Raw genomic sequence first — 19,443 nt, 5'->3', positions numbered from 1 at the left:
ATTTAGGCTAAATCATCCTGAATTTATTTCAGGATATTATCAAACAACTAGAAAACATTAATAAGTTCCTGAAACAAGTTCAGGAAAAAATTTAAAAAATTTTTATGTCAGTTTTAGTATATACAGAATCAGAACAAGGAACCTTTAAAAAAACAGCTTTTGAAGTTGCCTCTTATGCCAAAGCAGTTGCCAATCAATTAGGAACAACGGTTACCGCCATTGCTATAAATATAGATGACACATCCACTTTAAGCAATTATGGTGTAGATAAAGTATTAAGCGTAAAAAATGATCAATTAGACAAATTCAATGCAAATGCTTATGCTACAGTAATTAAACAAGCTGCAGAACATGAAAGCGCCAAAGTTGTTATAGTCAGTTCAAGTGCAGATAGTAAATATTTAGCACCTCTTTTAGCTATTAATTTGAATGCAGGCTATGCTTCTAATGTAGTTGAAGCGCCTTCAAGCACAAGTCCGTTTACAGTAAAACGTACCGCATTTACTAATAAGGCTTTTGAAATGACCCAAATAAATACCGATGTAAAAATTATTGGCGTTTCTAATAATTCTTTCGGATTGGTTGAAAATAATGGTAGCGCATCAGCGGAAGACTTTTCACCTTCCATTCCAGAATTAGGAGTTACAGTAGAGTCCGTAGATAAAGCTACAGATAAAGTAACCATTGCAGATGCTGAAATTGTAGTTTCTGCTGGTCGAGGATTAAAAGGCCCTGAAAATTGGGGCATGATTGAAGCATTAGCTGATGTATTAGGTGCGGCAACCGCATGCTCTAAGCCCGTCTCGGATTTGGGATGGAGGCCTCATAATGAACATGTTGGACAAACAGGCAAACCTGTAGCATCAAATCTATATATTGCCATTGGTATTTCTGGCGCCATTCAACATTTAGCAGGAATAAACGCTTCAAAAGTAAAAGTCGTTATTAATACAGACCCAGAAGCCCCTTTCTTTAAAGCTGCTGATTATGGTGTGGTCGGCGATGCTTTTCAAGTAGTTCCTGAACTCATCGAAAAATTAAAAGCTTTTAAAGCACAACAATAAATATTTTTTTATAAATTGTACAGTCTTTAAGAACTACTTAAATTAGCATTTTGTTCTCAAATCTGTTTAAAGCAGTTTGGTAAAGTTCTAATTTAAGCAGTTCTTTGCGTTTTTATAAATTATGAGTTTAGTAAGATTAAATATAAAAGGCATATCGTATAGCCAAACCCAAAATGGCGCATACGCCTTGATTTTAAACGAAGTAGACGGCGACCGTAAGCTTCCAATCGTTATTGGTGCTTTTGAAGCTCAATCTATTGCCATTGCTTTAGAAAAAGAAATTAGTCCACCTAGACCATTAACACACGATTTATTCAAAAATTTCGCAGACAGATTTGATATTGTTGTCAAACAAGTGATTATTCACAAGCTGGTTGATGGCGTATTCTATTCAAGCCTAATTTGCGAGCGCGATAAAATCGAAGAAATTATTGACGCCAGGACTAGTGATGCTATAGCCTTAGCACTTCGTTTCCAAGCACCAATATTTACTTACAAAAACATTCTTGATAAAGCCGGTATTTATTTAAAAGTGAACCCTAAAAAAGAAGATGAAGACGAAGAAAGTCAAGATAGTATTTTAATGGACGAGTTAGTTGCAAATGAACTAGAAGTAAACGAACCTCGCGAAAATTTTAAAGGAAAAACTATTGAAGAGCTTCAAACTTTACTTGAAGAAGCCGTTACTAACGAAGATTACGAAAAAGCAGCACATATACGTGATGAAATCTCAAAGCGGGAATAACACCTATTATTAAATTTATGAGCAAGCTGTTTTTATCTTTTGTTGCTATATTTTTATTTTTCACTTCAACTAGCATAGCACAAGATTTAAACGAAACAAAACCATTTGGGCATATTGAAAATGTTTCTCAAACAGAAACCATATTAATAGATTCAACTACCATTAATTTTTCAGAAACCGAAAGCTCTAACGCTTCTGAAATTTCCGATTTAAACGAAACAAAGGGATCCATAATTCCAAGTCAAGGATTTTCCATAAACAGTTTATGGCGTGGGGTACTAGGAATGATAACTTTAATTTTTGTCGCCTTTCTTTTTAGTAGTAACAGAAAAGCCATAGATTGGAAAATCGTTGGTATTGGATTAGCCTTTCAACTACTTATAGCTATCGGTGTTCTAAAAGTTGAATTTATAAAAATCATTTTTGAATTTATTGGCGGCATGTTTGTTCAGGTGCTAGAATTTACCAGAGCTGGAAGCAAGTTTTTATTTGAAGGTTTGGTTGTAGATATGGATACCTTCGGGTTTATTTTTGCCTTTCAAGTACTACCAGCCATAATATTCTTTTCTGCGTTAACATCGGTATTATTTTACTTAGGCATCATTCAAAAAGTAGTTAAAGCTATGGCTTGGCTACTTTCAAAAGCATTAAAAATATCTGGAGCAGAAAGTTTAAGCGTTGCAGGAAACATCTTTTTAGGTCAAACCGAAGCACCTCTTTTAATAAAGGCGTATTTAGAGAAAATGAATAAATCTGAAATGCTTTTGGTTATGATTGGTGGCATGGCAACCGTTGCAGGCGCTGTATTAGCAGCTTATATTGGGTTTCTTGGCGGAGACGACCCAGTTTTAAGATTATTTTACGCCAAACATCTTTTAGCAGCATCGGTTATGGCTGCACCTGGAGCCATAGTCATTTCAAAAATATTATATCCACAAACTGAAGACGTGAATACAGATGTTTCTGTCTCACAAGACAAAATAGGATCCAACATTCTTGACGCCATTGCTAACGGAACTACCGAAGGTTTAAAATTAGCCGTTAATGTTGGCGCAATGCTTTTGGTGTTTATCGCTTTTATTGCTATGATTAATTATGGTTTATTTAAAATAGGATATTATTCAGGCTTAAATAACTGGATAGCTGGCAATACATCGTACAACAGTTTATCTCTTGAGTTAATTTTAGGTTATGCCTTTGCCCCACTTATGTGGCTTATTGGTGTTGCTAAAGAAGACATGGCGCTTATGGGACAACTTTTAGGAATCAAATTAGCAGCCAGCGAATTTATAGGTTATATCCAGTTAAGAGATTTAAAAAATATTGCTAACGCTACACACCTTAATTTTGAAAAATCTATAATCATGGCCACTTATATGTTATGTGGATTTGCAAATTTTGCTTCCATTGGTATTCAAATTGGTGGTATTGGCTCTCTAGCACCAGGGCAACGTAAAACACTTTCTAAATTTGGAATGAAAGCCTTGATTGGTGGAACTATTGCTTCATTAATTTCAGCTACTATTGCTGGCATGATAATAGGATAAATAATTCCTGCGAAGGCAGGAATCTTATAATCGGGAAGCACTTAACACCTCTTCTAAACTACATTACCAAAAATCTAGCTCTATTAGTTAATAACTTTTGATATTATTTAGAATTACATTGAACCAATTCAACTCTTATTTTTTATTTTTATTCGCTGATAAATTTATATCATGTTGAGCGCATTCGAAACAGCTATTACTAGACATTCGATTTCGACAATAAAATCAAGTTTAACTTAATGAGATTCCCACTTTCGTGGGAAAAGCTATGAAACAATATCACGACCTAGTAAAACACGTTTTAGAAAACGGGAACGAAAAAGAAGACCGTACAGGCACTGGCACAAAAAGTGTTTTCGGACACCAAATGCGATTTGATTTAAGTGAAGGTTTCCCTATGGTTACTACAAAAAAACTTCACTTAAAATCTATTGTCTATGAATTACTTTGGTTTTTAAAAGGTGACACTAACACAAAATATCTTACCGAAAACGGCGTACGTATTTGGAACGAATGGGCGGATGAAAATGGTGATTTAGGACCTGTTTACGGACACCAATGGCGCAACTGGAATAATGATGACATTGACCAAATCAAAGAGGTTATTCACGCATTAAAAAACAATCCAAATAGCCGCCGTATGCTAGTTTCTGCATGGAACCCTTCGGTATTACCAGATACATCAAAATCATTTAGCGAAAATGTAGCTAACGGTAAAGCGGCTTTACCACCTTGTCACGCTTTTTTTCAGTTTTATGTTGCAGATGGCAAATTATCTTGTCAATTATACCAACGAAGTGCTGACATCTTTTTAGGTGTTCCTTTTAATATAGCATCCTATGCTTTGTTCACCATGATGATGGCACAAGTTTGTGGTTATGAAGCTGGGGAATTTATTCACACCTTTGGAGATGCTCATATTTATAGTAACCACTTCGAACAATTAGAATTACAATTATCAAGAGATATTAGACCATTGCCAAAAATGATACTAAATCCTAAAATCAAAGATATTTTCGATTTTGACTTTGAAGATTTTACTTTGGTAGACTATAATCCGCATCCACATATTAAAGGGATTGTGGCTGTTTAAAAATTTTTGTAATTAAAAAAACTATTCCCAGTTCCAAATACAATAAAAAGAAAATAAAAAAGAGGCTGTCTGAAAAGAGGGCACTGAAAAAGACCTCAATTTAGAGGATATAAAATAATCGATAAAAAAATCCAAGATTTAATTCATTTTTAAGTTTTGGATTTTCTTTTTTAAGTTATTGAGTCAAAAAATGATTTTTCACTAAGAAGATGGCATACTTATCCCATGAAGTTTTTAATCATCTAAATCTGTGCTGCTATTTGGTTTTGATTGTTTTGTATTCGTCTACATATTTCCAAAGCATTAGCGGTATGTATACCAAAAAAGATCCATAGTTTTTCAGTAGCTTTAGTTTTGGCTTTTATCTTTTTAAGGTGATAATGCTCTTTTTCTTTTCAAAAACCACCCTCTAACCTAGTAGCGCGCTCTTTGGTAATTAATGCTTTGAGTTTGCTTTCTTCTTGGTGATTTTTAGGGAACTTGGCTTTGCGTTTGAAGTCAATTGATGGCGCGAGTTCGGTATCAAACCCAATGATGGTAACAACCGCTGATACAGCAAATTCTGGATTCGGGCTAAATTATCTAGTTACTCATGACGGTTAAAAAGGCTTACGATTTGCAACTGAAATCACAACACCTCTTTACCAAGATTTAAATGGTATTCAACTAAAACAGAATTACAACTTAACATTTGGAGTGCAATATGCGCTTCATTAATTAAACATGAATTAAACAAATTTTATGAGATGATTTAGTAAATTGCAAAACCATTTTTTGATACAAATGCTACACGATTTACTCATAAAAAACATAAAAAAACATGTACAGCTTTCTGATACAGAAGTAGAGCGTATTTGTAATTACTTTGAACCTAAGGTTATTGAAAAAAGAAGTTTTTTATTAACCCAAGGAAGTATTTATAAATATGAAGGATTTGTTTTAGAAGGCTGTTTTAGAATTTTTACAACAGATAAAAAAGGAAACGAAAACACCCTTTATTTTGCCACAAAAGATTGGTGGTTGATCGATATTGATAGCTTTATGAATCAGCACCCGTCCGATTTAAATATTCAAGCTTTAGAAGATAGTAAGGTCCTTTTAATTAAAAAAGTGGACAAAATGGAATTGTATAATTCGTTACCTGTAGTTGAAAAATTGTTCCGCATTATGAGTCAAAAAGCACTTGTGGCATGGCAACGCAGATTGATTAGAAACCATAGTCTTACGGCAGAAGAACGCTATCATCATTTTATACAAACCTATCCAGAAATAGCATCAAAACTTACCGACAGACAAATTTCTAGCTATTTAGGAATCACACATGAATTTTTGAGTAAAATCAAAAGAAAAAACACTAAAACCGAATAATTTTCGGCTTGTTGAACTTGTTCAATTTTTCTACCCTCTTCATTTAAGACCTTTGTGCCTACAAATTCTAATAAAAATGATGAAATCTAAATTAAAGATTACAACAGTTCTGGTTTTTCTATTAACTTTAATGACGTATTCCGTTGAAGCTCAAATAACCAATGATTTAACCCATGAGGAAGCACTAAAAATTCTTTTGGAAGCAAAAAAGAACGCTGAAAAATCAGACGTTTTAGTAAATATTGCCATAGTGGATGCTGGCGCTAACCTAAAAGCATTTATACGCATGGACGAATCTTTCCTTGGTAGTATTGATGTCGCCATTAAAAAAGCAAAAACAGCACGCTATTTTAATATTGACACAGGAAAATTGGGAGAATTAACCCAACCCGGAGGCATTATTTATAATATTGAATTGACCAATGGTGGTCTTGTATCTTTCCCTGGCGGATTGCCAATAAAAAACAAAGATGGCAAAATTATTGGTGCTATAGGCGTAAGTGGCGGAACCATAGATCAAGATAGAGCTATAGCTACTGCTGGTGCAAAAGCAATTATAGATTAATTAAACTTGAAAAAGACTAAAATTATGAATACTATAAAAAAAGGAATTCTCGCAATAACATTACTTATATCGCAAATTTGTTTAGCTCAAGTTTCCGATGACTTAATGCTTTACAGGCAAGATTTCAAAAACATATCTGGAACCAACACCGTTTCTATAACGAGTTATGAAAAAGACGGTTCTCATTATGTATTTGCTGGTGGTATTGGGAATGTTAATGTTTATAGTTTAGATAAACAAGGTATCCTTACCCCAATAAGCAATCATGAACTTCATATGAAAAAAGGCCCTTCAAGAGGCATGGTTGCCGATAATATTAACGGCACAGACTTTCTATTTATAGCAAACAAACATGGCAATGTTATTGAAACCTTTAAAATTTTAGACAATGGTTCCCTAGAACGCGTTGCTTTGGTTGAAGATACAGACAAAACGCACCTCGGAACTGCCATTACACTGCAAGTTGTTCACATGAAAACATCGTCCTATCTTTTTGTTGGAGGTTTAGAAGAAACACCAGGACTAAGTTCTTTTAAAATTGAAAACGATGGAAAACTAACCCATGTGCAGTCTATGAAAGATGACGAAACCATTCATACCGATGGTATCATAGGGATGTTTGTCCATAAAATTAAAGGAAAAACCTTTTTATACACAGGCGGATTTCAAGATAATGGCGTTAGTAGTTTTAGGGTTTATGAAAATGGTACATTCAAAAACATCAATAACATAAGCGACAATACCACAGACAGATATTTAACTGGCGCATATCCAGTAACTGGTGTAACTTTAGGTGATAATAATTATGTAATCGTTGGTCACAGACATCATAAATATTACAAAAGAGGAGGTTTTATAAAAAGACCTGATTTTGTATATCATGGTGACGGTGTAAGTGTTTTTAAAGTAAATAAAAAAGGAGCTTTAATTCCTCATTCCGTTTTAAAGGATGATGAAAACACAAAACTACAAGGGCAAACAAGAATTGAAGTTGTTTCAACTGATAATAACGAAGCCGTATTGGCAGTAGGCACAAGAGACGACGAAAGTATTCAACTACTTAAATTAAATAAAGAAGGTATACTTAGTCCGATAAACTACTTAGAAACAGGATACTCTATTTATTACGGTTTAAGGTCTCATAAAATAGGCGAAGACAACTTCCTGATTGCAGGTTCTTTTCGGAATGATTTAAGAAAGATAGTTAGCTATAAACTTGGGCCAAAAATCAATAGAGATGGCAAAGTTTTAAGACACTTTGTTAACTTAACATATAAAGAAGACGCCACACAAGAGCAGGTTAATAATGCTGTTGAGGCTTTTGTAAATCTTAAAAATGAAATTCCAGAAATTGCAAACCTTGAATGGGGACTAAATGATAGTACCGAAGGTCATACCAAAGGTTTAACCCATTGCTTCACTTTAACCTTTAACAATGAACACGCTAGAGAAGTTTATCTATTTCACAAAGCACACTTAGGCATGGTAGAAAAAATCATACCTATTATTGCTGACGTTTTAGTATTAGATTACTGGACAAAAGAATAAAATGAAAGGTTCGTATTTACGTATTTAGACCTAAAACCATAATAACATCAACTACTTAGATGTTAGTTTGTAGACTTCAAGAATCAGAGAAATAGTGCTAAAACTTTTTTCGGTGCTTCATACTGATTCTTGAAATTGTCTATAAACCTATAAACTCAATTTGATATTAAATGAAGAAATTAATAGTATTCTTCTTTGTTCTTTCTTCTCTTACTCTAATGGCACAAGTACAGGAAACGGATAGCATCCAGAGTGGGATTTGGTCAAAAAATGGCATCGACCCATTTGTTTCATATGCCTCTATTGCCGCTTCTAATGTTTCGGGAGGGTTAGACCAAACCAGCAGGTACTCTGGGCAACTTTATGCAGGATTTAAATTTGATTTTGAAAAAATGCTGGGATGGAAAGGTACCCGTGCAAAAATTTCAATGATAAATCGTCATGGACGTGGACTCTCGAATGAGGTGGGCTCCGTTTTTGAGCCATTGAATTTTGTTGGCGGGCAAAACACATTTTTTTATGATTTAAGTATTGAAAAAGACTTTGGGAAACAGGTCTCCTTCAAAGTGGGGCGTACAACGGCAGCTGATGATTTTTCTGGTTCTACACTATATTATTATTCGCTTAACAATACTGTAAATGGCGTTATAAGAACCCTATTGTTAGACGGTTTAATGAGCACATTCCCTTTTCCAACATGGGGAGCGAGACTCAAATACAAACCCAGTTCCAAGCATCAATTCCAATTGGGTGTTTATCAATTGGGCAAAGGCATATTTGACGACACAAAGCACGGGTTAGACTTTGCTTTTAGAAGTTCGGATGATTTATCAATATTTTTTCAATACGATTGGTTCGGAAAAATTGCAAATCAAAATGCCAGAGTTTATATAGGGACACATCAAGCATTCGGCAGTTTTGCTAATTTTGATTCTAACGATGAAACCAACCACTTTATGCGTTTCTATGGACATATTGATGTGGAATTGATAGATGGCTTAAGGTCATTTCTTACTATGGCCTATTCGGCCAATGGAGAGGTCGCTAAAGTGCCTTTTCAAAGTAGCTTAGGTCTCAACTGGAAAGGATTAGTCAAATCTAGAGCGAATGATAGAATATTATTCTTTGCAACTATTGGTAGTTTTAGTGATGAGTGGGCTATCTTACAAGGGAATGAACTATCACCAGAAATAGTATTGGAGTTGGGCTATCGTTTTCAAATCACAAACTATTTTGGGCTACAACCTGCAGTTCAATATGATATCCGCCCCGGCGGTTCTGGTAAAATTGATAATGCGGTTATTCCAGGTGTTTTGATTGAGGCTAATTTTTAGAGCTTCCTAGAATTTAAATAAAATGTAATTTAAAATATAAAAAATGGAACATTTAAAAAACAAAAAAGCAATCATAACTGGAGGTGGTAGAGGATTAGGAAAAGCTACTGCAATTGCATTTGCTAAAGAAGGCATCGATGTAGCTATTACAGGAAGAACTGAAAGCATTTTAAAAGAAACTGTTTCTGAATTAGAAGCCTTTGGAGTTAAGGCTATCTATTCGGTTTTTGATGTGGGGAATTATGAAGAAGTAAAAAGCAGTATTAAAAGTATTATAGACACCTTAGGAGGTATAGATATTTTGGTGAATAATGCAGGAATCGGCGGATTTGGATTATTTAAAGACATGGCCATTTCTGTATGGACTAATATCATTCAAACTAATTTAATGGGCATGTATTATGTGACTAAAGAAGTTTTACCACATTTATTGAAGCTAGATGAAGGTGATATCATAAACATTTCTTCTACGGCGGGCTTGAATGGAAACGCCAGCACTTCAGCTTATTCAGCTTCAAAATTTGCTGTCATGGGAATGTCAGAATCACTAATGAAAGAAGTTCGTAAAGACAATATTAGAGTTTCTACCTATACCCCTAGCACATTTGAATCGGACATGTCAATTAATGCTGGAATAGCCACTAAAGGTTCTCAAGAAAGCGTTCTTCAACCAGAAGATTTTGCAGAATTAATAGTTGCAGGTTTAAAACTTCCAAGAAGAGCATTGCTTAAAAGTGCTGCTTTATGGTCCACTAATCCGTAGTTAAAATTCAGGAATTACTACTCACAATTTGACAAATATATAAGTAAATTATAATCTCCTTTTGAACGAACTTTTTACATCATGGCAAATCGTATTTATTAAAGGTAAAAAGGCTTGAAAAATTAATCTCGAATTAAGTTCATGTTTCGAAAGTATTTAATGGTATATTTCTTTTTTAATAAATTTCGATTTTAATTGTTAACCTCTTTAAAATGATAAAAACAACCAAGCAAGGATTATTTTCCATTCTTTCTTTCATTATCTGTTCAACTAGTATCAATGCTCAAAATCCTGACTGGGAAAATCCAGAAATCATTGGTATTAACAAAGAAAAAGCTCATACCTATTTTATTTCATATACATCTGAAACCAATGCTTTAGATGATAATTTGAATTCTCCTAATTTCAAATACCTCAATGGGGATTGGCAATTCAACTGGAGTAAAAACCCAGAATCCAGAGATTTAGATTTTTTCCTATTAGATAAGAAATTAGCAGATACAATCCCCGTGCCTTCTAATTGGCAGATGCATGGATATGGGTACCCACATTATGCAAACATTACCTATCCCTTTCCTAAGAATAAGCCATACGTTCCACACGACTATAACCCTATAGGACAATATAAAAGAACTTTTAATATTGATTCGTCATGGAAAGATCAAGAAATTTATATTCATTTTGGAGCAGTAAGGAGTGCCTTCTATTTATGGATAAATGGCACTAAGGTAGGCTACAGCCAAGGAAGTAAGTTGCCTTCTGAATTCAATATAACTAAATATTTAAAATCAGGCGAAAATGAAGTTGCTCTAGAAGTGTATCAATTTACCGATGCAAGTTATATTGAAGACATTGATTTTTGGCGCTTGGGCGGTATCGAAAGAGATGTTTTTCTACATGCACGACCAAAACTGATGTTGCAGGATTTTTTCGCAAAAACAACCTTGGACACCACATTTAGTAACGGGCTTTTGCATCTAAAAGTAGATTTAAAAAATCAAACAGAGAAAAGAAAATTTAAAGTTACGGTTAAACTTTTGGATGGCGGTAATGTAGTGTTCGAAGAAAACCAAGTAGGTGAGATTGCTGGAATTAACACAGAATCATTACAATTTTCAACCAAAATACCCAATATAAAACCATGGTCTGCAGAACATCCCAATTTGTACAAACTTCTTATTAGCCTAAAAGATGAGCAAAATAACCTATTGGAATGCACCGCTCATGATGTTGGATTCAGAACCATTGAACTTAAAAACGGTCAGCTTTTAGTTAATGGAAAAGCAATTTTATTTAAAGGTGTAAATAGGCATGAGCACGATCCCATCACCGGTCATGTAATGTCTAAAGAAATGATGTTAAAGGATATAGAATTGATGAAGGCCTTTAATATAAATGCCGTAAGAACGTCACACTATCCTAACGATCCTTATTGGTACAAGCTTTGTAACCAATATGGGCTCTACGTTATTGATGAAGCCAATGTGGAAGCGCATGGTTATGGTTGGATAGTTAACGAAGTTGCGAGAGACCCTCATTACTATAATGCTATTGTTGATCGGATTAAACGCCTGTTTGACAGAGACAAGAATCATCCATCGGTAATCATCTGGTCCATGGGCAACGAAACAGGAACCGGACTTCCTTTTATTGATGGCTACAAATGGTTGAAGGAAAAAGATAATACTCGTCTAGTTTCCTATGATAGAGCTGAAGTTGACCCAGATTATGACCACATTAGGCATACAGATATTATAGGGTATATGTATGCCCCCATACAAGATATTAAGGAAGAACACTTAAGAAACAATCCTAACCGTCCGTTTATCTGGGTAGAATATGCCCATTCTATGGGTAATAGCACAGGAAACCTAAAAGAATTGTGGGATTTTGTTAGAAGCGAACCTAGAGTTCAAGGAGGTTTTATTTGGGATTGGGTAGATCAGGGGATAACCAAAACTAATGAAGATGGAGAAAAATATTGGGGTTATGGTGGTGATTTTGAACCAGAAAACACCCAACACTCTGGAGCCTTTTGTTTGAACGGCATTGTTTTTCCTGACCGGACAATACAACCTGCACTATGGGAAGTCAAAAAGCAATACCAAAGCATACATGTAAAACCGCTGGATTGGGAAAATTTAACTTTTGAAGTATTTAATGAATACTGCTTTACAGATTTATCTGAATTTCTTTTAGAATGGGAAGTGCTAGAAAACGGAATTAAAATTGAAGCAGGCACCACCCAAATAAGTGGAAATCCACTCACAAGAACAACAATCAGTTTAAAAGAAAATTTCCCTGAAATCAAATATGGAAATGAATATCACATCAATTTCTATTTCAAAAGAAAAACGGCTAGCGCCTTATTGCCAGTAAATCATGAAGTAGCGAAAGAGCAGTTGAAGCTACCCGAATCAAGATTGGTTACAAATCCTGTAATTTCTTCAGAAAAACCTAAAGTCAATGAGTCAGGTAATGAGATTACTGTTTTTTGCGGCAAGCGAATAGAGGTAACTTTTGATAAAGATAAAGGGGCAATAACAGCTTACAAAGTAGACAAAACCAATTGGCTTGTTTCTCCTTTGGTTTTAAATACATGGAGAGCGACTACAGATAATGATAAGGGAGCATCTATCCATAAAAAGTCTGCAATGTGGAAGCATATCGAATCCAGCCTAAAAACCGAATCCATAGCATGGACAACGCTTGAAAACAATAAAGTAATGGTTCAAATCCATAAACAGAACAAGGAAATGGCTAACTTTTTCGTGAACTATACCATAGATATATCAGGTAACGTTAAAGTACAATATGTTTTTGAACGACTCAATTCTGATGTAGGGCTTATTCCCAGAATGGGCATGAATATGAAGGTATTAAAGAGCATGGATAACATAAGTTATTACGGAAGAGGACCGCATGAAAATTATTCAGATAGAAATCAATCTGCTTTTGTAGGTGTTTACAATGCGAAAGCTAAAGATTTTTACGTCCCATATATCAGGCCTCAAGAAAATGGCTACCGAACAGAAGTCAGGTGGCTTACAGTCACTAATAATGATAATGTAGGTTTAAAATTTTCAAGTGAAAGCTTTCTCAATTTCAATGTAAATCATTTTAATAATGAGGACTTTGAATTGAGTGAAAATAACCGACATACTACTGATTTGAAGCCAAAAGAGCATGTTAATTTAAATATAGACTATCGCCAAATGGGTGTTGGAGGAGATACAAGTTGGAGCATGTTACCCTACCAGCCTTATCTTATATTCCCTGAACCTATGAAATATACTTTTACTATAACGCCTATGTTTAAATAACCCAATAAGGTTACTTAATTCTAATTATAAGACATACTCATATATTTGAGGCAAGCACCGCATAGTATATTGAGATTGAAAATACGTTTAAAGAAACCATTGTTGGATTTATCAATAAAACCGTATCTTTAAAATAAAAAATGAAATTGAAATTCACTTTGCTATATCTTAGTTTAGGCTTTTTTTTATGTTTTGGATGCTCATCCAATTCCCAAATGGATAATGATGCAGAAGACATGGAAATCAAAGGTAACACCGATGGCGATGATTCCACAACTCCAAACGGGAGCTTCTTAAAAATCCTTTCTCTTGGTGATAGTTACACCATTGGCGAAAGTGTATGTGAAACCTGTAGATTTCCAGAGCAATTAAAGGATAGCATCATAGAAAAAATTGGCAACCCAGATGTGGAGTTAAAAGTAGTTGCCCGAACCGGATGGACTACGGGTGTTCTTAAAGATGCCATTGATAAACAACCTATTTCGGAAGACTACAATTTAGTCACCTTACTCATTGGTGTAAACAACCAATACCAAAGTGTTTCTTTTGATGTGTTTGAAAAAGAGTTTCCTGAATTGGTAAGCAAAGCTATAGCTTTTGCTAAAGGCAACCTTAAAAATGTGATTGTGGTTTCCATTCCAGATTATGCCTTTACCCCTTTTGGAAATGGAAACGATTTAATTTCCAAAGACATTGATAAATACAACAGTTTCATTGAGAATTATTGCAATCAAAACAGCATTACTTACATATATATTACCGATATCACACGACAGGGTTTAGACCAACCTGATTTGGTGGCATCTGATGGTTTACATCCATCTACGTTGGCTTATACTCAATTTGTTAGCAGAATGCTACCCGCTGCTTTAGAAAAAATAGGGTTTACTAATGAGTAATTATTTTTATATTCGCTTAAAGTAACACCGAATGTTTTCCTCCAAAAAAAGATTAGATAAAGCCTATAAAAAAGCGAAAGTTATCGATTTTGACGATGACAGCAAGTTTATACTATTTAGCGACTGCCATCGTGGAGACAACAGTTTCGCTGATGATTTTGCCAATAACCGAAACATCTACTTTCATGCATTAAAGCATTATTATGCTAAAAACTTTCAGTATTGCGAAATTGGTGATGGCGATGAACTTTGGAAAAACCTATCGTTTGATTCTATCTGGAATGCTCATAAAAATGTATATATGAAGTTGTTCCATGTGGATAACAGACAAGACATGATATGGTTTACACAAACCCAGATTATGTAAAAAAACATTTATCAACATATTTTGACCCTGAAGTTGGTAAAGATGTGGAGTTATTTTATAAATATTGAATATCATGAAGGCATAATTTTAAAACACTGTATGACGGAGCAAGAAATATTCTTAACCCACGGACATCAAGCCGATTGGTGGAATTATCTTTTTTGGAAATGGAGCCGGTTTATGGTGCGTGTGCTTTGGAAACCCTTAAACGTTATGGGAATTGCAGACCCAACCAGTCCTGCAAAAAACTATAAAGAACTGATAAAGGTTGAACGCAGAACAAAAAAAATGGATTTCCAAAAACAACAATTTAATGACTATTATTGGACATACGTACCGACCGCATTTTCCAGAACTTAGAGATATTGCCTTTTTTAATGATGGAAGCTGTGTACACCCTAGAAGCATTACGGGTACGGAAATTGAAAACAGCAAAATTTCATTGATAAAATAGCAAATTGCTACTCGTCAAGATGAAACATTACAAATTGTAGGGTGTTACTTGAAGGCCCTAGGAAATTGGAGAATTACAGGACTAATTAATAACGGGATAATGAGACAACGAATATTTATTTTATTTACTATACTTATCAGCTTAAATAGCTTTTCACAATTTGATGCAGATTTCGCAACAGAGCTAGAATCTTTTCAATCTATTTCAAAACCTAGTCCAAACAGTCATTTATCACAGTATCTTATTACAAATCTTGGCACGAAGTACTTAAGTAGAATAAAGTTTTCTGATAAGCAAAAATCAAATGAAAAAACAATTAGATTAAGATTTAAAATCTCTGACAAAAACAGACCTACTAACATGACAATATATGCTGGAAACAGAGAATTAAACAAAAATATAATGGAGGTTTTAAAAAATTATCCTGTTGAAAAATTAGGTTTAAATGACTCAAATAAACTTGGCATATACTCAGTTCAACTATTTTCGAGAGAAAAGAATAGAACTATCATAAACGCTAGTAGAATTGCTATATGCGATACTCCTCCCATTTTTAAAAACTGTACTTCAATAAAATTTTATAATAATTTAACCAGTTGTTTTTACAAGGAGTTAAAAAATCATATTATCAAGAATTTTTCTATGTCAATTTTCAGTGAAACAAAACGAAAAAAGATGAAATCACTTAAGCTTTTTATCAGCTTTTCAATAGATACAAATGGAAAAATTTATAATATAAATGAAGAAGCGTTTAAATTTAAGACCTACATGAATAACCCTGTTGGATACAAGAACCCAAAAGACATTGATCAAGAATTAAGTAGAATACTAAAATTATTAGGAACAGTTGTCACGCCTGCAATGAGAAATGGTAAACCTATTTTTTACAATTATGATACTTTTTACAGTTTTCCCCTAAAACAGCAATAGTTAACTATAATTTAAGAATAAAATTTTATGCTCCAAAAAAGATACGAAGGCTTTTTACAAACACCATGTTTATGGATAAATGGAGCTATTTTTAATCTTCCTTCATTTGAAATTAACTCCAAATCTAATAAAATAGAGATTGCTTTAGATGAAAATTTACGTCTTGGAAAGTATGTTGAACGTTTCGTCTCTTTTGAATTAGGACAACAAAACAATATTTCTGTTTTAAGTGAAAATATCCAAATTCAAGATGGTAGCATTACTTTAGGTGAATTGGACTGTTTATTACTTAGAAACGGGAAACCCATCCATCTTGAAATTATTTATAAGTTTTATCTGTATGATGCCTCTGTTGGCAATTCTGAAATCGACCATTTTATTGGCCCAAACAGAAAAGATTCATTAAAAGAAAAGCTTACCAAATTAAAAGAAAAACAATTACCACTTCTCTACTCTAATGCTTGTAAACCCTATTTAGAGGAACTTGATTTAAAAGTTGAAGACATGTCTCAACAAGTGTATTTTAAAGCACAACTGTTTTTACCTTTTTCCAACCAAAACATTAAACTAAAAACCTTAAATACAGATTGTGTGATTGGGTTTTACCTCAACCAAAATGAGCTAGACCAATTTAACGACTGTAAGTTTTATATTCCAAATAAAAAAGACTGGTTGATACTTCCGCATACGCATGTGAATTGGTTGGATTTCCATATATATAAAACGATTACAAAAGATTATTTTGAACAGAAATTCTCTCCTTTATGCTGGATAAAGTTTAATAACGGTGTACTAAAAAAAATGTTTTTGGTTTGGTGGTAATATCGTCTCTCATTTAAAATTTATGAGATTCTTGTTTTATTTAACGACTATAATATCATTAATGTTTGTGGTGTATCGTGGCGACAATCGTTCTTGACGCATTTTCCAGGTGCGCTTTAAATCTTGGTTACCTAATTTCACTTTGTAATTGGCATATTTCTCATTTAACCTATCAATAGTATGCATTAAAGGTTTGTGCTTAGGGTTTTCGTGTTCAAACATCTGTAATTGATGATTATTTGTTGGCACCAACCCCATAACAATAACACCCGCACGTTTGTATTTTATGCCTTTTTTGAAAATCTGGACAACAGCACGAACTGCTTCTTTGCTAATAATCAAGCTAGAATCTGTTGGATAAGACAAACTTACAACTCTACTTGCTCTATGCTGTTCTAAATCTTTTTTATGCCTATCGCTACTTAAAACCACATAAATCATATGGCAACTAGAGCCTTGTTTTCGTAGTTTTTCGGCGCAGCTTGTAGCAAAGGTTGAAATGCGCTCTTTTATATTATCGATATCTGAATAGGTATACTCAAAACTTCTTGTAGTCGCTATGGCACGCTTTGTTTTTATTTCGTCTAACTTTATTTTAGAAACACCTTCCAAGTCTTTTTTTAGTTTCCATTCAGTAATTGAAAAATTTCTACGTACCCAATCATTTGGAAGTTCTGTGAAATCGAAAGCTGTTTTACACCCTTTCGCTTTTAACCGTTTTTGAATGCTTCTACCAATGCCCCAAACATCTTCTAACTTTATCCATTTTAAGGCTTTAATTCTTTTATCTTCAGAATCAATCACATAAACGCCATTTGTTTCCTCTGGAAATTTACGAGCTATTTTGTTAGCTACTTTACTCAATGCTTTTGTTGGCGCAATACCCACACAAGTTGGAATGCCTGTCCACTTTAAAATACGCATCCGGATTTGGTTTCCATAATCTTCAAAATCATAATTTTCAAAACCTTTAAATTCCAAAAATGATTCGTCAATACTATAAATCTCAATATCTGGTGTAAACTGTTTTAAAATAGTCATTACCCGACTACTCATATCTCCATAAAGCGGATAGTTAGATGAAAACACCAGAATATTATTTGCTATACAAAAGGATTCCCATTTAAAAATGGGCGCGCCCATAGGAAGGTTTAACGCTTTGGCCTCATCACTTCGCGAAATCACACAGCCATCATTATTACTTAAAACAGCAATGGATTTATGGCGTAAGTTTGGGTTAAAAGCGCGTTCGCAAGACGCATAAAAATTATTACAATCTACTAAGGCGTACATAAAAGTAAAGATACTGAAAGGTCAACAAAAAGAATGTTAAATACATCTAGTATTAAAACAACTTCACTTTTTTCACAATAGAATTACCAATACGTTTATAGGCTACCTTAGTCCCATTAGCACAAAAATTGTAATTGCCATTTTTTTTGGTTTCTGAAACAGATAACAACAAAACATCATCTACACTACAATTATAATCTTTAGCCACTTTCTTTTTTACATGACTTATGGTTGCTCTTCCTCTTTTTAATTGTGCTTGTATTTTATTATCCAATTTAGGCTCCTCAAAATCTTTAGCTAAATTACAGCTTGTACTTTTACTTGGATTTGTAATACTAGTTGTTGAAGTGCTATCAACATCAATATACTCCCATGTAAAATCGGCTTTTAACAAAACGCGCCTCCCATCTTCAGTAGTTACAATATGATTATTTTGAGAAAAAATTATTGAAGATATTAGGAATACTAAAAGAAAAAAACATGTTTTCATAGCAAATATTGTAAGATTAAAATGTGCATCAAAAATACAATTTTAATCTTCAATATACTCTAAAATATCCGCAGGCTGACAATCCAATGCTTTACAGATAGCCTCTAACGTTGAAAACCGAACTGCCTTAGCTTTTCCAGACTTTAAAATGGAAAGATTAGCTGTTGTTATACCAATAATTTCAGCCAACTCTTTGCTTTTCATATTGCGTTTGGCAAGCATGATATCCAGATTTACAACAATTGGCATAGGCTATATCGTTAAATCGTTTTCTTCCTTCAACAGTCTTCCTTCTTTAAAAATTTCTGCCATTATAAATGCTAATAAAACAAAAATTAGAGGTGAAAGAGAAATAGAAGTGCCACTATAACCACCTAACTTAAAAGTCATAGAATGATAACTAGTTAATAAAAAATAAATGAAAATATATTTCCCAATGCTCCTAAAAGACCTAATGGTGTCTTGCTCAAAGGTTTTAACTTCCTTTACTGAAGTCATTATTTTTTGAAACTCTTTAAATGATAAAAACATAACAAGCAATACAGCAACATATTTTACATAATTAAAGTATAAAGAACCTGTTTTTATATCTCCCAAAACATAAACATCTTTGTCTGCACTTTCAGGATTTATTTTCCACTTTGCCGAAACAGAGTAACTATACTCACTAAAATTAAAACTTACTTCTCTCCCTTTATAATAACTACGATCTATCTGTAAGTGACCCAAAACTGTAGTTACAGCTATAAAAGCAATTACAATTAATAACCAATCCTGTCCTAAATAAATTTTGGACACACTAAATCTAACCATTTTACTGATTTATTTCATTGCTTTT

The 19,443-nt window shown here is 33.7% G+C and carries 17 protein-coding genes and 1 pseudogene; 14 read left to right on the top strand and 4 right to left on the bottom strand.

From position 1 onward, the window contains the following. Nucleotides 1–104 precede the first annotated feature (104 nt). The 14 genes and pseudogenes from ABD935_RS10240 to ABD935_RS10175 all read left to right on the top strand — a co-directional run bounded on the left by ABD935_RS10240 (nt 105) and on the right by ABD935_RS10175 (nt 16,822). Nucleotides 105–1,064: an electron transfer flavoprotein subunit alpha/FixB family protein gene (locus ABD935_RS10240; RefSeq protein ID WP_345191920.1), complete on the top strand. Its 960-nt coding sequence runs from the start codon at nt 105–107 to the stop codon at nt 1,062–1,064. Between the two features lie 121 nt (nt 1,065–1,185). After that, nucleotides 1,186–1,809, top strand: coding sequence for a bifunctional nuclease family protein (locus tag ABD935_RS10235; protein ID WP_345191919.1), 624 nt, complete (start codon nt 1,186–1,188; stop codon nt 1,807–1,809). Nucleotides 1,810–1,826: 17 nt separating this feature from the next. Continuing rightward, on the top strand, nt 1,827–3,356 hold the full coding sequence (locus ABD935_RS10230; RefSeq protein ID WP_345191918.1) for a NupC/NupG family nucleoside CNT transporter: 1,530 nt from the start codon (nt 1,827–1,829) through the stop codon (nt 3,354–3,356). 268 nt (nt 3,357–3,624) lie between these two features. Beyond that, entirely contained in the window at nt 3,625–4,449 is an 825-nt protein-coding gene (locus ABD935_RS10225; protein ID WP_345191916.1) for a thymidylate synthase, read from the top strand. 783 nt (nt 4,450–5,232) lie between these two features. Next, nucleotides 5,233–5,817, top strand: a complete 585-nt coding sequence (locus ABD935_RS10220) for a Crp/Fnr family transcriptional regulator (RefSeq protein ID WP_345191915.1) — start codon at nt 5,233–5,235, stop codon at nt 5,815–5,817. Between the two features lie 130 nt (nt 5,818–5,947). Then, nucleotides 5,948–6,382, top strand: a complete 435-nt coding sequence (locus ABD935_RS10215; protein ID WP_425550215.1) for a GlcG/HbpS family heme-binding protein — start codon at nt 5,948–5,950, stop codon at nt 6,380–6,382. 24 nt (nt 6,383–6,406) lie between these two features. Then, nucleotides 6,407–7,930, top strand: coding sequence for a Dabb family protein (locus ABD935_RS10210; RefSeq protein WP_345191913.1), 1,524 nt, complete (start codon nt 6,407–6,409; stop codon nt 7,928–7,930). Between the two features lie 170 nt (nt 7,931–8,100). Further along, nucleotides 8,101–9,264, top strand: a complete 1,164-nt coding sequence (locus ABD935_RS10205; protein ID WP_345191912.1) for a carbohydrate porin — start codon at nt 8,101–8,103, stop codon at nt 9,262–9,264. Nucleotides 9,265–9,307: 43 nt separating this feature from the next. Next, nucleotides 9,308–10,027: a 3-ketoacyl-ACP reductase gene (locus tag ABD935_RS10200; RefSeq protein ID WP_345191911.1), complete on the top strand. Its 720-nt coding sequence runs from the start codon at nt 9,308–9,310 to the stop codon at nt 10,025–10,027. Nucleotides 10,028–10,239: 212 nt separating this feature from the next. After that, nucleotides 10,240–13,350 (top strand): beta-galactosidase, LacZ type, encoded by a 3,111-nt coding sequence (gene lacZ / locus ABD935_RS10195; protein ID WP_345191910.1) that lies wholly within the window; start codon nt 10,240–10,242, stop codon nt 13,348–13,350. A 140-nt stretch (nt 13,351–13,490) separates the two neighbouring features. Continuing rightward, on the top strand, nt 13,491–14,249 hold the full coding sequence (locus ABD935_RS10190; RefSeq protein WP_345191909.1) for an SGNH/GDSL hydrolase family protein: 759 nt from the start codon (nt 13,491–13,493) through the stop codon (nt 14,247–14,249). A 31-nt stretch (nt 14,250–14,280) separates the two neighbouring features. Further along, nucleotides 14,281–15,159, top strand: a pseudogene (locus tag ABD935_RS10185) (metallophosphoesterase family protein). A gap of 10 nt (nt 15,160–15,169) precedes the next feature. Beyond that, nucleotides 15,170–16,000 carry a hypothetical protein gene (locus tag ABD935_RS10180; RefSeq protein ID WP_345191908.1) on the top strand — a complete coding sequence of 277 codons (831 nt, stop codon included), beginning with the start codon at nt 15,170–15,172 and terminating at the stop codon, nt 15,998–16,000. A gap of 27 nt (nt 16,001–16,027) precedes the next feature. Further along, nucleotides 16,028–16,822 (top strand): DUF1853 family protein, encoded by a 795-nt coding sequence (locus ABD935_RS10175; RefSeq protein WP_345191907.1) that lies wholly within the window; start codon nt 16,028–16,030, stop codon nt 16,820–16,822. Nucleotides 16,823–16,858: 36 nt separating this feature from the next. Here the strand turns inward: ABD935_RS10175 and ABD935_RS10170 are convergent, their stop codons facing one another. From ABD935_RS10170 to ABD935_RS10155, 4 genes are read right to left on the bottom strand one after another with little or no spacing between them, the layout of a single operon-like run. After that, nucleotides 16,859–18,115, bottom strand: a complete 1,257-nt coding sequence (locus ABD935_RS10170) for a Y-family DNA polymerase (protein WP_345191906.1) — start codon at nt 18,113–18,115, stop codon at nt 16,859–16,861. Nucleotides 18,116–18,167: 52 nt separating this feature from the next. After that, entirely contained in the window at nt 18,168–18,605 is a 438-nt protein-coding gene (locus ABD935_RS10165; protein WP_345191904.1) for a DUF3157 family protein, read from the bottom strand. Nucleotides 18,606–18,647: 42 nt separating this feature from the next. Then, nucleotides 18,648–18,854: a helix-turn-helix domain-containing protein gene (locus ABD935_RS10160; protein WP_345191903.1), complete on the bottom strand. Its 207-nt coding sequence runs from the start codon at nt 18,852–18,854 to the stop codon at nt 18,648–18,650. A gap of 3 nt (nt 18,855–18,857) precedes the next feature. Then, entirely contained in the window at nt 18,858–19,418 is a 561-nt protein-coding gene (locus tag ABD935_RS10155) for a DUF2975 domain-containing protein (protein ID WP_345191902.1), read from the bottom strand. Nucleotides 19,419–19,443 lie beyond the last annotated feature (25 nt).

The organism is Algibacter agarivorans, from assembly GCF_039543245.1.
Lineage (GTDB): Bacteria > Bacteroidota > Bacteroidia > Flavobacteriales > Flavobacteriaceae > Algibacter_G > Algibacter_G agarivorans.
This window is presented reverse-complemented; position numbering and strand designations above follow the sequence as displayed.